The organism is Serratia sp. LSHTC3 (assembly GCF_057197125.1).
In genome coordinates, this window is sequence record NZ_JBXUNP010000004.1 from 177,052 (window position 1) to 190,856 (window position 13,805).

A 13,805-nucleotide genomic window follows, 5' to 3' on the forward strand; every position below is an offset into this window, starting at 1 on the left:
TTCAAACCTCGTGAATCGGGCCAAGAAACATCCCACAGGAAGGCTGCAGGCTACCCTTGTTCAGTTCTTCAGACGACCGTTAGCCGGCCCGAGAATCCTGAGTAGCGGCCAAGTGTTTATCGCACCTGGTAAGTGACAGAGAGACAAGACGGGAAATAGCAGAAGAATATGCGCCAGAACGGCACTGCTGTTGGGAACCAACAACCGGTAGACAACGGATCATTAATCCAACCACCTCCACGCGCGCCGTTCGGAGTGAACGACCCAGCCTCTAAAATAGTGTAAGAACGTGACCGTTCGATGAAGCGGCGGCGCCATGGCGAACGCCCGCGACGGATAATAGCGCAATGCCGGCGAATGCAAAGCGGAAGTTTATCGTACCTTCCCCCACGCCAGACCGCCGTACTGTGCAGCAAATGAACCGCGCGCGCAGTTTATACCGGTAAGCAGGTGAAAAAGCAAAATGAAAATTCGCCGAAAACTGTTTCAAGCGATGAAAATGGCGCCAACCCGTTTGCGCAAAAGAGCGAAAGCGCAAAAAATTACTGGCAATCTGGCTAAACCCTGACCTAAAATAGACGTCCAGATGTTAATCCATCTATACTGGTTAACTGATAAACTGCTTAACGGCTTTGCCTGAGGGGCGTTGCAGGATGCATCTCGCGCCATCAGCGGAAGACCCTTCGCTTCGATGCCGGATCTCCAGCGCTGTGCAGTAATTTCTAACCCGTCTTATGCAAGGTAAAGAACACAATGGCTAAACACCTCTTCACGTCCGAATCCGTCTCCGAAGGACATCCAGATAAAATCGCCGACCAGATCTCCGATGCCGTCCTCGACGCCATCCTGGAACAAGATCCGAAGGCGCGCGTCGCCTGCGAAACCTACGTGAAAACCGGCATGGTCCTGGTCGGCGGTGAAATCACCACCAGCGCCTGGGTCGATATCGAAGAGATCACCCGCAAGACCGTGCGCGAGATCGGCTACGTTCATTCGGACATGGGCTTTGACGCCAACTCCTGCGCAGTATTGAGCGCTATCGGCAAGCAATCCCCGGATATCAATCAGGGCGTTGACCGTACCGATCCTCTCGAGCAGGGCGCCGGCGATCAGGGCTTGATGTTTGGCTACGCCACCAACGAAACCGACGTGCTGATGCCGGCTCCGGTTACCTACGCACACCGTCTGGTGCAGCGCCAGTCCGAAGTGCGTAAAAACGGCACCCTGCCGTGGCTGCGCCCGGACGCGAAGAGCCAGGTGACCTTCCAATACGACGACGGCAAAATCGTCGGCATCGACGCCGTCGTTCTGTCCACCCAGCATTCCGAAGACATCGCGCTGAAAGATCTGCAAGAAGCGGTGATGGAAGAGATCATCAAGCCGGTACTGCCGGCGGAATGGCTGACGGCGGGCACCAAATACCACATCAACCCGACCGGCCGTTTCGTTATCGGCGGCCCGATGGGCGACTGCGGCCTGACCGGCCGTAAAATCATCGTCGACACCTACGGCGGCATGGCTCGCCACGGCGGCGGCGCCTTCTCCGGTAAGGATCCGTCCAAGGTTGACCGTTCCGCGGCTTACGCGGCGCGCTACGTGGCGAAAAACATCGTCGCCGCCGGCCTGGCCGATCGCTGCGAGATCCAGGTGTCTTACGCTATCGGCGTAGCGGAACCGACTTCCATCATGGTGGAAACCTTCGGTACCGAGAAAGTGCCAACCGAACAGCTGACGCTGCTGGTGCGCGAATTCTTCGATCTGCGCCCATACGGCCTGATCCAGATGATGGATCTGCTGCAGCCGATCTACCGCGAAACCGCCGCCTACGGCCACTTCGGCCGCGAGCACTTCCCGTGGGAAGCGACCGACAAAGCTGAGCTGCTGCGCGATGCCGCCGGCCTGAAATAAGCCCCGACATCAACATGAAAAACGGCGAGCCAAGGCTCGCCGTTTTTTTTGAGCGGATGGGTGCTCCCGGATCAACGCATCGACTGCCAGCAAGCGGAGGCACCGCCCCCGCCGCCGGGTTGCCTTACCGTTCGGATTCGTAAGCCAAAATGGCCGCAACCTCCGTAGTGCCCGATCGGATCCGCAGCTCACACAGCGTGCTGCGGGTTATCCATGCCAGTGATATTACTGTGGCACAAATAACCACCAATTTTAACAGGCTCCGTTTGTTCGGCATCATGCCTTCTTCTCCTTGCCTCGCGGCGGGTAAGAGACTAACTTAACGTTGTGATGCGTTAGAGTAGGCCTCGGGTTGATGAATATCGACTCGGGGCTTTTCTCTTTGTATCTTTCGCTCGGGCTCCAGAGACAAAGATCCAGAGCACCCGCCCGCAGTATATTCATCTCACCACCACGCCTCGTGTTCCTTTTCGCCCCCAATATCATTTTTGCGCGACCGCTCGCAGCGCCTTACAACACCATGAAAAATAAAAAAAGGCTCAGCGACGCTGAGCCTTTGATGGCAGAAAAAGCACGGCCGAGATGCCGATTACGACGTCTGCTTACGCAACAGATAAACGAAGTACGGCGCGCCGATAAAGGTCGCCAGTAACCCGGCGGGGATCTGATACGGGAACAGCAGCATCCGCCCGCACCAGTCGGCAAACACCATCAGCAAGCCACCCAACAGCGCGGCGATCACCATCTGCGGCAGCGCGCGGCGGAAGCCCAGCATGCGCGCCATATGCGGCGCCATCAGTCCGACAAAGCTCAGCGGCCCCACGGTCAGGGTCGCCATGGCGGTCATCGTGGCGGCTAACAACAGGATGGTCAATCGCGCAGGCGTCAGCGCAATCCCCACCGAACGGGCGGTGGCTCCGCCGAGCGGCAGGATGGTCAGCCAGCGACGGCACAGCGGCGCCAATATCATCAGGCCGGCGGCCACCAGCGCGGTGCGCAGCGCCTGCGCCGGCTCCACCGAATAGGTCGAGCCAGAGAGCCAGGTCAGCAAGCCCCCCATACGCGGATCGCCGCTGGCCAACAGCAGGAAGATGACGGTGGTAAAGGCGGTGCTGAGCGCGATACCGGCGAGCAGCATGCGTTCCGTCGAGAAACCGCCGCGGCCTGCGGCGATCATGATGATCAGCAGCGTAACGGCCGCCCCCAGACTGCCGGCGGGCAGCAGCCAAACGAAGGCGTCGCCCGGCACCATAAACAACATCATCACGACGCCAAAAGCGGCGCCGGAACTGATGCCCAACACTTCCGGGCTGGCCATCGGGTTGCCGGTCAGTTTCTGAATCAGCGTGCCGGCGACCGCCAGCATCATGCCCGCGGCCAACGCCGACAGCACCCGCGGCCAGCGCCACGGCAGCAAGGCGTCCAGCTCCGCCCCCAGGCTCCAGTGCCAGCCGCCGGCATTTTTACCCAGCATCAGCGCCAGCGTCAGGCCGATCAGCAATACGAGGCCACCCAGCAGGATCCAGCCGGGCAGATTCCCGCGCTCGGCAGGCACCTTATCGCCCAGGTTCATCGGCGGCGGCGTGGCGGCGCTGCGCAAACGCGGCAACAGCCACAGCAGCAGCGGCGCGCCGAACAGCGCGGTGGCCGCACCGGTCGGGATCTCGCGCCACACCTGCGTCACCCCGAGCATCACCTGATCGGTCAGCCACAGCAACAGCGCCCCCAGCAACGGCGCCAGCATCATGCGGTGCGCCAGACGGCGCGCGCCCAGCATCTTCGCCATCAGCGGCGCAAACAGGCCGATAAAGCCGATAACGCCCACGGCGCTCACCAACATGGCGCTGAAGATGATGGCCAGCCCCAGGGCGCAGAAGCGCGCCATCGACAGCCCCAACCCCAGGTTGCGCGCCACGCCGTCGTCCAGCCCCAGCAGCGTCAGCGGGCGCAGCAATAGCGCCGCCAGCGCACCGGCCACCAGCAAACGCGGCAGGAGGAACTGCACCGCGCTCCAGTCCTGTTGGTTCAGCGCGCCGGTGCCCCACAGGAACATGCCCTGCAGTTGATCGTAATGAAACAGCGCCAGCAGGCTGTTGACCGCGCCGCAGTAAAGTCCCAGCACCAGCCCGGCCAGAATCAGCGTCACCGGCGACATCCGCTTGCCCCAGGCGACGCCGAACACCAGCCCGCCCACCACAATCGCCCCCACCATAGCGGCCAACTGGCGGGTGAACTCGCCCCCCGGCAGCACCCACAGCGTGGCGATGGTCAGGCCGAGCTGCGCGCCGGCGGCCACGCCGAGCGTCGACGGTTCCGCCAACGGATTGCGCAACACCTGCTGGAACAGCACGCCAACCAACCCCAGACCGGCGCCGGCCAACAGCGACACCGTCAACCGCGGCAGCAGGCTGTAATGGAACAGCATTTGCCGCACGTCGTCGATGTCCGGCGCGCTGAGCGCCCACACCCATTGCGCCGGCGGCAGCTGCTGCACCAGGTTATATATCGTCAAACCGCCTGCCGCCGCCAGCAACAGCAAGATCAGCGTCAGCGGCAATTTCCGGATGCCCGCATTCATGACGTACTCTCCTGAACCTGCGCCAACAGGCGGCAAAACCGCATCGTCGACAGCGTAGCGCCATAGAACCACACCGCCGGCACCTGCCGCAGCTGGTTTTGCCGCACGAAGGGCAACGACTGCCACAGCGGCGTCGCGCTGACCTTGTCCATCATCGCCTGATTGCCGTGATCGAGATAAATGACCCGGGCGTTACGCACCGTGGCCAATCGTTCAATCCCCACCACCGCCGTGCCCCAAAAATCGGTTGGCTCCTGCCAGGCATTGCGAATGCCGAGTTGATCCATCGCTTCCTGGAACAGACTTTTCTGGCCGATGATCAGCGCATGGCGCGTGTCGATCAGCGAAAACAACAGCAGCGGTTGCCGGGTGTAGCTTTGCAGGCGCTGACGCGCGTCCTGCATAAAGCTGTCGAACTGCGCCAGGTGGTTTACCGCCCGGCTTTCTATGCCCAACCGCTGGCCCAGCGCCAGCAGCGACTGGCGGGCGACGGTCAGCGGTTTGCCGCTGCCGTCGTTGAAGCCGAAGCTCATGGTTGGCGCGATGGGTTGGATTTTGCGCGGCGTTGGGCCATAGCCTTGCGACAACAACACCAGCGAAGGCCGAAGCTGCTGCAGCAGTTCGAGGTTCGGTTCGGTACGCTGGCCGACGTCGACCACCGTCGCCGGCAGCTTTGGCTCCGCCACCCACAGGTTATAGTTATGCACATCGGCCACCGCCAGCGGCGTCACGCCCAATGCCAACAGCAGCTCGATCGGCAGCCATTCCAGCGCCGCAACGCGCGCGATATCCGGCGGCGCATCCGCCGCTCGGCCGGGCAACGAACCCAACAGCGGCGACAGCGCGAGCGCCATCAACAAACGGCGGCGCAGCGGATCGTGAGAAGAAGTGAATGCAGAGGACATCAGTAGACAAAACTCACCGGCGCGCCGCCGCTCGGATGCGGCAACGTGCCCATAGGAATACCGTAAATTTGCTCCAGCACCGGCCCCTGCATCAGCTCCAGCGGGCCGCCCTGGGCGATCATTTCACCGCCGCGCAGCGCCACCAAATGGTCGCAGTAGCGCGCCGCCATGTTGATGTCGTGCAGTACGGCGATCACCGTGAGATCGCGTTCGCGGCTCAAGCGCTGGATCAGCGCCAGCACCTCGACCTGGTGCGCGATATCCAGCGCCGAAGTCGGCTCGTCGAGCAGCAGGCAGCGGCTGTCCTGCGCCACCATCATCGCCAGCCAGGCGCGTTGGCGCTCGCCGCCGGACAGGCTGTCCACCAGCCGGTTGGCGAACGGCCTCAAGCCCACCAGCGCGATGGCCTCTTCCACCTGTTGACGATCGTTGGCGCCAAAACGCCCCAGCGCGCCATGCCACGGATAACGGCCGACGGCCACCAGCTCGCGCACCGTCATGCCTTCCGCCGCCGGCAACTGCTGCGGCAGGTAGGCCACCTGGCGGGCGAAGGATTTGCTGTCCCACTGCGCCAACGGCTGCCGATTGAGCAAGACCTGGCCGCCGCTGGGCGCATGGTGCCGCCCGAGCAGTTTCAACAGGGTGGATTTACCGGAACCGTTATGGCCGATCAGGCCGCAGACTTTGCCCTGGGGAAAACTGAGCGACAGCGGTTGCAGCAGCACCCGGCCGGGGACGGCGAAACTGGCGTTATCCAGCGCGAAGGTCGCGCCGGGATTAAGAAGTTTGTCCTGCATAGATCCTGCTTTGTCCGGGGCGACGCGGTGCCGCCCCGGCTATCCGGTTAGAAACGGAAGGTTGCGGTGGCGACCACCTGGCGTTCTGCGCCCCAGTAGCAGGCGTAGTCGCGGTAGCAGCTCGACACGTAGGTCTTGTCGAACAGGTTGTTGATGTTGACGCCCACGGACGAACCCGGCAGGCCAAAGCGCGCCAGATCGTATTTAATGGTCGCGTCCACCAGCGTGTAGTCCGGCACTTTGAAGGTGGAGTTATCGCTGTTGAAGCTCGAGCTGGAGCCGACGTAACGCACGCCGGAACCCAGCGTCAGACCGCTCACCGCCGTTTCGTGGAAGGTATAATCCGCCCACAGCGACGCCATATGTTTCGGCACCTCGACGGTCGGTTTGCCCTGATAGGTATTGTCCTTGGTGTACTTCGCATCGGTATAGGTATAGGAGGCGATCAGGTTGACGTTGGCATTCAACGCCGCCTTGGCTTCCAGCTCCACGCCGCGCGAACGGATCTCGCCGCTCTGCACGCTGAACTGCGCGTTATCCGGATCCGGCGTCAGGTTGTTGTTCTTGGTCAGCTGATACAGGGCGCCGGTCAACACGATTGGGCGATCCTTCGGCACGTATTTCACACCGGCTTCATACTGCTTGCCGATCGAGGGCTTAAAGGTCTGGCCGTTGATTGACGTATCGAGGGTCGGTTCAAACGACTCGCTGTAGCTGAAATACGGCGTCACGCCGTTGTCGAACAGGTAATTCAATCCGCCGCGCCAGGTAAACTGCCCATCGGAGCGTTCGTTGGTGTACCCGAGAACGCGGTTATTGGCCGACGTTTTCGCCCAGTCATAGCGCCCGCCCAGCGTCAACAGCCACTGGTTCCACTCCCCTTGCTCCTGCACATACAGGCCGGTTTGCTCCTGACGGTTCAAATACTTGTATGGGAAGTTGATGTTGACCACATCATTGCCATACTGCGGCTGGGTCATGCTCAGGCCGTCTGCGGAACCATAGTCGGAATTGATATCGTTGCGCATACGCGAATAATCTACGCCAAACAACAGCGTATGGTCGATATCGCCGGTTTTCACCTTCGCCTGCGCCTGAGTATCAACCGCAAAATTGTTCAGGTGCTCTTTCGACTGAACATAAGCGCGATTGATCGTCGTCGGTGATGACAAGCCAAATCCGTAGATGCTCTTCATATCGGTGTCCACCTGCATATAACGCAGGTTCTGGCGCACCGCCCAGGTATCGTTGAAGGCGTGTTCGAAACTGTACCCAATCATCCGCTGCTTGCGCGCCATATAGTTGCTGGCTTCGCCTTCGTTGAAATCGGTCGGCAGTTTGCTGCCGTCCGGCAACGGGATCAGCGTGCCCTGCTTCGGCAGCCAGCCGTAATAACCGGTATAGGGATCGTTTTGAATGTTGGCCAGCAGCGTGAAGTTGGTTTTGTCATCCGGGCGCCAGCTAAAGGACGGCGCGATCGCATAGCGCTTCTCTTTGCTCATGTTTTGCTGCGTATCGCTGTCTTTCGCCAGGCCGGTCAGGCGATAGGAATAGATGCCCTGATCGTCCAGCGCGTCGCTGAAATCGAAACCGGTCTGGAACAGGTTGTCGCTGCCCATCTTGAACTGGATTTCGCGCAGCGGCTCGGTGGTTGGCCGCTTGCTGACCATCGAGACCAAACCGCCCGGGTTGCTTTTGCCGTACAGCACCGAGACCGGGCCGCGCAGCAGCTCGGCACGCTCGAGGAAATAAGGATCGATGGACGCTTCGCTGTAGTTGTCGCCCAGCAACCGCAGGCCATCCAGATACTGGGTGGTGTTGGTGGCCGGGAAGCCGCGGATTGCCACCGCGTCATAGGTCGTGGAGCTGCCACGGCTGGCGAATACGCCCGGCGCATAGGCCAGTGCGCCCTTCACCGTATCCGGCTGGCGCATGTCCATCTCTTCACGCGTTACCACGGAAACGGACTGCGGGTTCTTCTCGATCGGCGTATCGGTTTTGGTGCCGGTGGCGCTGCGCTTGGCGACATAGGTGCCGACCGGCCCCCAGGCGCTTTCCTGCTGGGCGGTGTTGCTACCGCCCACAACGGTAATCGTGTCTTCCTTGGCGGCCGGCTTGGCGTCGGCGGAAAAAGCCGGCATCGCCAGCGTGCCCAACGCCGCAGCGACGGTGATCGCTAACGCGTTGACGGGGAGACGGCCCTGCTTGGCCGCGGATGATGAAAGACGCTTGGTCAGCATGATTTATTTCTCTGATGAATTATTAAATGACGAATGTAAACGATAATAATTATTATAAGCGTCGCATTTTATGCAGAAGCCAAATTAAACTGCAAGCCGAATTCATAGGGCAAATAGGTTAAGGATTAGGCGCTTAGCCTTGCAGTTAACAGGGAAATAAAACGAGCGGAAAAATAAAAAAGCCCGCAACCAAGGTTACGGGCTTAATAACAAAGAAAAAACTTTCACCGGGGCCGACGCCCCGGTAGCGATTACTGGCCGAACATATCCTTGATCCAGCCGGCGACGCCATCGCCATCTTTTTGCTCACCCGCCGCCGGTTGTTGCTGTTGCTGCACCGCCGCCTGGCTGGCCTGGCACAATCCCTGCGGATTGTCGGTCCAGACCGGGATGGTGCGCCAACTGCCGCCGCCGCAGATAAAGTTGCCGGCGGAGTCGATGCTCATCTGGTTAATGCCTTCCGGCGGCTGCAGCATCAGCGGCAGCGGCGTCTGGTTTTCCAGATAGCGGCGATACAGGGTCAACGCGCCGTTGGCGCCGGTCAGCTTGGCCGGGCCGTTGTTATCGCGCCCGACCCAGGCGATCGCCACTTCCTTGCCGTCGATGCCGGCGAACCAGCTGTCGCGTAGATCGTTAGTGGTACCGGTTTTCGCCGCCAGGTTGTAGTTCGGGAACTTCACCGACAGCGATCGGGAGGTCCCGCGCGCCACGCCCTGCTGCATCGCGTACAGCGTCAGGTAAGCGGCCTGCGCCGGCACCATGCGCTCCGCCTGCGGGAAGCTCTGGTACAGCACCGTGCCGTCTTCGGCGATCACCGAACGCACCGCCGACAGCGGCGCACGGTTACCGCCGCTGGCGATGGTCTGGTACTCCTGCGCCACTTCCATCGGCGTCAGGCCGATCGCCCCCAGCAGCATCGAAGGCACCGGGTTGATCTCCGCTTTCGGGATGCCCAGGCGTTGCAGCGTGGCGCTGATCTGATCCAGCCCGACCGACAGGCCGAGGTTCACTGTCGGCACGTTCAGCGAGTTGGCCAACGCATCCACCAGCATCACCTGACCGCGGAATTTGCGATCATAGTTGTTCGGCTGCCAGACGGCGCCGTTCGGCTGTTTCAGCGACAGCGGCGCATCCGCCAGCCAGGTGTTGAGGCGGTATTTATCCGGTTCGGACAGCGCGGTCAGATACGTCGGCGGCTTGGCCAACGAGCCGACCAGACGGCGCGCCTGCATGGCGCGGTTGAAACCGGCGAACTGCGGGTTGGCGCCGCCGACCATGGCGCGCACTTCACCGCTGAAGCGATCGACAATCACCATCGCCGCTTCCAGATCCTGCAGGTGACGCGCGGCGCGCAGCGCCGGGATGCCGTCTTCGACCGCTTTTTCCGCCGCGTCTTGCGACACCGGATCCAGCGTGGTGAAGATCTTCACGCCGGACAGGTCATTGACCTTATCGCCCAGCCTGGTTTGCAGTTCCTGACGCACCATCTGCATAAACGCCGGCTGTGGCGTAATGACGCCGCCTTTCGGCTGTACGCCCAGCGGACGCGCGCTCAGCATGTCATACAGCTCGCCGTCGATCACACCCTGGTTCTGCAGCAGTTTGAGCACCAGGTTGCGGCGTTCCAGCGCCAGTTTCGGGTTACGCCACGGGTTGTACAGCGACGCGCCCTTGACCATGCCGACCAGCAGCGCCTGCTGATCGAGGCTCAGCTCGTCCACCGGGCGGCCAAAGTAATACAGGCTGGCCAGCGGGAAGCCGCGGATCTGGTCGCTGCCGCTCTGGCCGAGATACACCTCGTTCAGATACAGCTCCAGAATGCGATCCTTGCTGTAACGGTAATCGACCAACAGCGCCATATAGGCTTCGTTGGCCTTACGCCACAGCGAACGTTCGTTGGTCAGGAACAGGTTCTTCACCAGCTGCTGCGTCAGGGTACTGCCGCCCTGCACCGCGCGGCCGGCGGTCAGGTTGGCCAGCACCGCGCGGCCGATGGAGTACGGGCTGATGCCGTCATGCTCATAGAAGTGGCGGTCTTCCGTGGCGATCAGCGTATCCACCAACAGATCCGGGAAACCGGAGCGCGGCACGAACAGGCGCTGTTCACCGTTCGGCGACTGCAGCATGGTGATAAGACGCGGATCGAGGCGGAAGAAGCCGAAGCTGCGGCCGCTGTCCAGGTTTTCGATCTTCGCCAGGCGGTTGTTCTGGAAATCGAGGCGGGCGCGGATCTGCCCTTCTTTACCATCCGGGAAGTCGAACGGGCGGCGCAGCATCTCGATGCTGTTGGCCTGTACGGTAAACTCGCCCGGACGCGTCATGCGGCTGACCTGACGGTACTGCATGCCTTCCAGCAGGTTGACCATCTCCTTCTTGCTGTACGGCATGCCCGGTTCCAGGTTGACCATGCGGCCGTACACCGCCGCCGGCAATTGCCAGACTTTGCCGTCGATGCGGCTGCGGATCTGGGAATCCAAATAGACGCCGTAGATCGCCAACAGGACGGCGAGCACCAGGATCAGTTTGATAATCAGGCCGAGCCAGCGGCGTTTTTTACGCGGCGGAGTCGCTTTTACCTTACGCGGCATGCGTTCCTCCTCCTCTTCATACTCATCATCGTCATACTCGTCTTCTTCGTAATCGTCATAATCGTCGTCTCGGCGACGGCGCGGCGGCTTGCGCGACGCGGTGCTTTTTGGTTGTTTTCCTTTGCGCCCGATGGGCTCGCGGTCATCCCCAGCCATGGCTGTTGTTCTCCGAGCTTGCCGACACTGCCGGCCATGATTAGTCGCTTAATCTGTGCCGACGCCGCAGCGCTGACCAGAAGAAACATCTGAATTCCAAACCTTGAATGATCGCGACCTACTGATATTTCTTCGTTCGGCGCGTCGGTACCGCCGTGGCCGGATCGTCCGGCCACACGTGTTTCGGGTAGCGGCCCTTCATCTCTTTTTGCACCTCGCGGTAGGCGCCTTGCCAGAAGGCCGCCAGATCGCCGGTGATTTGCAACGGCCGGTGCGCCGGTGAGAGTAACTCAAGCACCACCGGGATGCGACCCTCCGCCAACATCGGGCTGCGCTGCTCGCCGAACATCTCCTGCAAACGCACCGCCAGCGCCGGCGGTTTGCCGGCCTCATAACGGATCGGCAGGCGGCTGCCGGTCGGCACAGTGTAATGAGTGGGTAGCGCATTATCCAGCCGCTGCTTTTGCTGCCAGTCCAGCAGGCGGGACAACGCCTCGGCGAGGTTGACCTGCTTCAAGCCGCGCAGATCGCGCACGCCGTTCAGCGACGGCAGCAGCCACTGATCCAGCGCCGCCAGCAGCGGCTCTTCATCCATCGCCGGCCACTCCGCCTCCGGCAGCCAGGCTTGCGCGCACTGCAGGCGCACCCGCAATTGTTCGGCGGCGCCCTCCCAGTTGAGCACCGCCAGCCCCTGCGCGCGCACCCAATCGAGCAGCGCCTGCTGCAGCTCTTCGTCCGCCGGCTTGGCCAGCGGCTGAGCGCGCAGCGTCAGACGGCCGATCTGCTGGCGCTTCCAGGCGCGCAGCGTGCCCTTCTCTTCATCCCATTCCACCGCCGTGCGCTGCATGACCATCGCCGGCAGCTGCGCCGCCAGCGCTTCGATGTCCACCGGCAACGCCAACAGGATACGCGCATCGGGGCTGTTGTGGCCCTGCAACAGGCTGGGGACGATCAGCCAGGGCGCGCGCGACAGCGCCTCATCCTGGTTCATCGCCGCCCCCATGCCGTTAGCCAGCAAGTAGCGACCGTCCTGGCCACGGCGCTGGGCGATGCGATCGGCAAATGCCGACGCCAACAGGTGCGGTGCCAACTCGACGTCGACTTGCCCCGCACGTTGCGGCAGGCGTTTGGCCAACTGCGCGGCGCGCTGCCGCCAGTTCGGCTGCGGGCGGCTCAGCCAATAACCGATATCCATCTGCCCGCCGCGCGGCGGTTCTTCCAGCAATGCCGCCAGCAACGCGGCCGTCGCCAGGCCGTCGGCGCTCAGCGTCGCGCCGGCGACCAGCATCGCCGCCAGCCGCGGCTCGCATCCCAACGCGGCCATCTGGCGCCCCGGCGCGGTGAGTTTGTCGCCGTCATCCGTAGCCCCCAACCGACGCAGCAACGCCCTGGCCGCCGCCAATGCCGCCGCCGGCGGCGCATCAAGCCAGGTCAGCTGCGCCGGATCGTGGCAACCCCACTGCAACAGTTCGAGCCAGAAGCCGGTGAGATCGCTCTGTAAAATATCCGGTTCGGCATGTTCCGCCGCGCGTTCCGCCTGTTCTTTGGCGAACAGATGCCAGCAAAGGCCCGGCTCCAGGCGCCCGGCGCGCCCGGCACGCTGTACCATCGAGGCCTGACTGATGCGCTGTGTCGCCAGCCGTGTCAAACCGTTGCGCACGTCGTAACGCGCCACGCGCTCCAGGCCGCTGTCCACCACCAGCCGAATGCCCTCGATCGTCAGGCTGGTTTCGGCGATGTTGGTCGCCAGCACCACCTTGCGGCGGCCAGGCGCCGCCGGCTGAATCGCTTTTTGCTGTTGCGCCAGAGGCAAGGCACCATACAGCGGGCAAAGATCGGTATCGCTCGCCACCTCGCCGGTCAATCGCTCCAGCACCCGATTGATCTCCGCCACGCCCGGCAGGAACAGCAGCAAAGATCCCGGCTGTTCGGCCAGCAACCGCTTCACCGCCGCCGCTACGCCGTCCTCCAGCCGCTGATGGCTGGCCAACGGCTGATACAGGCGTTCAACCGGGAAACTGCTCCCCTCGGACACCACTACCGGCGCTTCCGGCAGCAACTGCGACAGGCGAGCGTTATCCAAGGTGGCCGACATGATCAGCAGCTTCAGATCGTCGCGCAGCCCTTGCTGCACGTCGAGCAGCAACGCCAGCGCCAAATCGGCCTGCAGGCTGCGTTCATGGAACTCATCGAGGATCACCAACGACACGCCCTGCAGCTCAGCATCCTGCTGCAGCATGCGGGTGAGAATGCCTTCCGTCACCACTTCCAGCCGAGTCTGCGGCCCGCTTTTGCTTTCGGCGCGCATGCGGTAGCCCACGGTCTGACCAGGCTCCTCCCCCAGTTGCTGCGCCAGGCGATAGGCGACGTTTTTCGCCGCCAGCCGCCGCGGCTCCAACATGATAATGCGCCCCGGCAACCCGGCCTTAGCCAGGATCTGCAGCGGCAACCAGGTGGATTTACCGGCGCCGGTCGGGGCGTGCAACAGCACCTGCGGGGCAGACTGCAGCGCAGCCAGCAACTCATCGAGCACCGCGCTGACGGGCAATGAAGACACTGAATTCTCCGTAGTGGTTAGCGTTAAACGGCGTACAGTGTAGCATTAGCTTTGTCCCCGTAACCTTTCAAACTGC

9 protein-coding genes are annotated in these 13,805 nt (G+C 62.2%); 1 reads left to right on the forward strand and 8 read right to left on the reverse strand.

The features are described from left to right. Positions 1 to 79 precede the first annotated feature (79 nt). Positions 80 to 223, reverse strand: coding sequence for a hypothetical protein (locus AC2CGI_RS16495; RefSeq protein WP_482822422.1), 144 nt, complete (start codon positions 221 to 223; stop codon positions 80 to 82). A 530-nt stretch (positions 224 to 753) separates the two neighbouring features. Between AC2CGI_RS16495 and metK the strand changes: the two genes are divergently transcribed. Beyond that, positions 754 to 1,908 (forward strand): methionine adenosyltransferase, encoded by a 1,155-nt coding sequence (metK, locus tag AC2CGI_RS16500; RefSeq protein WP_004937596.1) that lies wholly within the window; start codon positions 754 to 756, stop codon positions 1,906 to 1,908. A 124-nt stretch (positions 1,909 to 2,032) separates the two neighbouring features. On the opposite strand, the gene AC2CGI_RS16505 is transcribed toward metK, so the two are convergent. From AC2CGI_RS16505 to hrpB, 7 genes are all read right to left on the reverse strand, one after another. Next, entirely contained in the window at positions 2,033 to 2,185 is a 153-nt protein-coding gene (locus AC2CGI_RS16505; protein WP_004937610.1) for a Hok/Gef family protein, read from the reverse strand. Between the two features lie 312 nt (positions 2,186 to 2,497). Continuing rightward, a complete protein-coding gene (fhuB, locus tag AC2CGI_RS16510) occupies positions 2,498 to 4,486 on the reverse strand; it encodes a Fe(3+)-hydroxamate ABC transporter permease FhuB (protein WP_076740977.1) in 1,989 nt (662 codons plus the stop codon). Further along, positions 4,483 to 5,391: a Fe(3+)-hydroxamate ABC transporter substrate-binding protein FhuD gene (gene fhuD, locus AC2CGI_RS16515; RefSeq protein WP_076740978.1), complete on the reverse strand. Its 909-nt coding sequence runs from the start codon at positions 5,389 to 5,391 to the stop codon at positions 4,483 to 4,485. Before fhuD ends, fhuB begins: the two co-directional genes overlap by 4 nt. Then, positions 5,391 to 6,188 carry a Fe3+-hydroxamate ABC transporter ATP-binding protein FhuC gene (fhuC, locus tag AC2CGI_RS16520; protein ID WP_076740979.1) on the reverse strand — a complete coding sequence of 266 codons (798 nt, stop codon included), beginning with the start codon at positions 6,186 to 6,188 and terminating at the stop codon, positions 5,391 to 5,393. The genes fhuD and fhuC overlap by 1 nt, the downstream gene beginning before the upstream one ends. Positions 6,189 to 6,235: 47 nt before the next feature. Further along, positions 6,236 to 8,428, reverse strand: a complete 2,193-nt coding sequence (gene fhuA / locus AC2CGI_RS16525) for a ferrichrome porin FhuA (protein ID WP_015379020.1) — start codon at positions 8,426 to 8,428, stop codon at positions 6,236 to 6,238. 251 nt (positions 8,429 to 8,679) lie between these two features. Then, positions 8,680 to 11,172, reverse strand: coding sequence for a bifunctional glycosyl transferase/transpeptidase (mrcB, locus tag AC2CGI_RS16530; protein WP_015379021.1), 2,493 nt, complete (start codon positions 11,170 to 11,172; stop codon positions 8,680 to 8,682). A 118-nt stretch (positions 11,173 to 11,290) separates the two neighbouring features. After that, the gene (gene hrpB / locus AC2CGI_RS16535; RefSeq protein ID WP_175628162.1) at positions 11,291 to 13,729 is read right to left on the reverse strand and encodes an ATP-dependent helicase HrpB; all 2,439 of its coding nucleotides are present in this window, start codon (positions 13,727 to 13,729) and stop codon (positions 11,291 to 11,293) included. Between the last annotated feature and the right edge of the window lie 76 nt (positions 13,730 to 13,805).

What these genes read in the sequence shown, in the direction of transcription:
- mrcB (WP_015379021.1), bottom strand. Translation starts at nt 11,172, where the DNA reads ATGGCTGGGGATGACCGCGAGCCCATCGGGCGCAAAGGAAAACAACCA.
- metK (WP_004937596.1), top strand. Translation starts at nt 754, where the DNA reads ATGGCTAAACACCTCTTCACGTCCGAATCCGTCTCCGAAGGACATCCA.
- fhuD (WP_076740978.1), bottom strand. Translation starts at nt 5,391, where the DNA reads ATGTCCTCTGCATTCACTTCTTCTCACGATCCGCTGCGCCGCCGTTTG.
- AC2CGI_RS16505 (WP_004937610.1), bottom strand. Translation starts at nt 2,185, where the DNA reads ATGCCGAACAAACGGAGCCTGTTAAAATTGGTGGTTATTTGTGCCACA.
- fhuB (WP_076740977.1), bottom strand. Translation starts at nt 4,486, where the DNA reads ATGAATGCGGGCATCCGGAAATTGCCGCTGACGCTGATCTTGCTGTTG.
- AC2CGI_RS16495 (WP_482822422.1), bottom strand. Translation starts at nt 223, where the DNA reads ATGATCCGTTGTCTACCGGTTGTTGGTTCCCAACAGCAGTGCCGTTCT.
- fhuC (WP_076740979.1), bottom strand. Translation starts at nt 6,188, where the DNA reads ATGCAGGACAAACTTCTTAATCCCGGCGCGACCTTCGCGCTGGATAAC.
- fhuA (WP_015379020.1), bottom strand. Translation starts at nt 8,428, where the DNA reads ATGCTGACCAAGCGTCTTTCATCATCCGCGGCCAAGCAGGGCCGTCTC.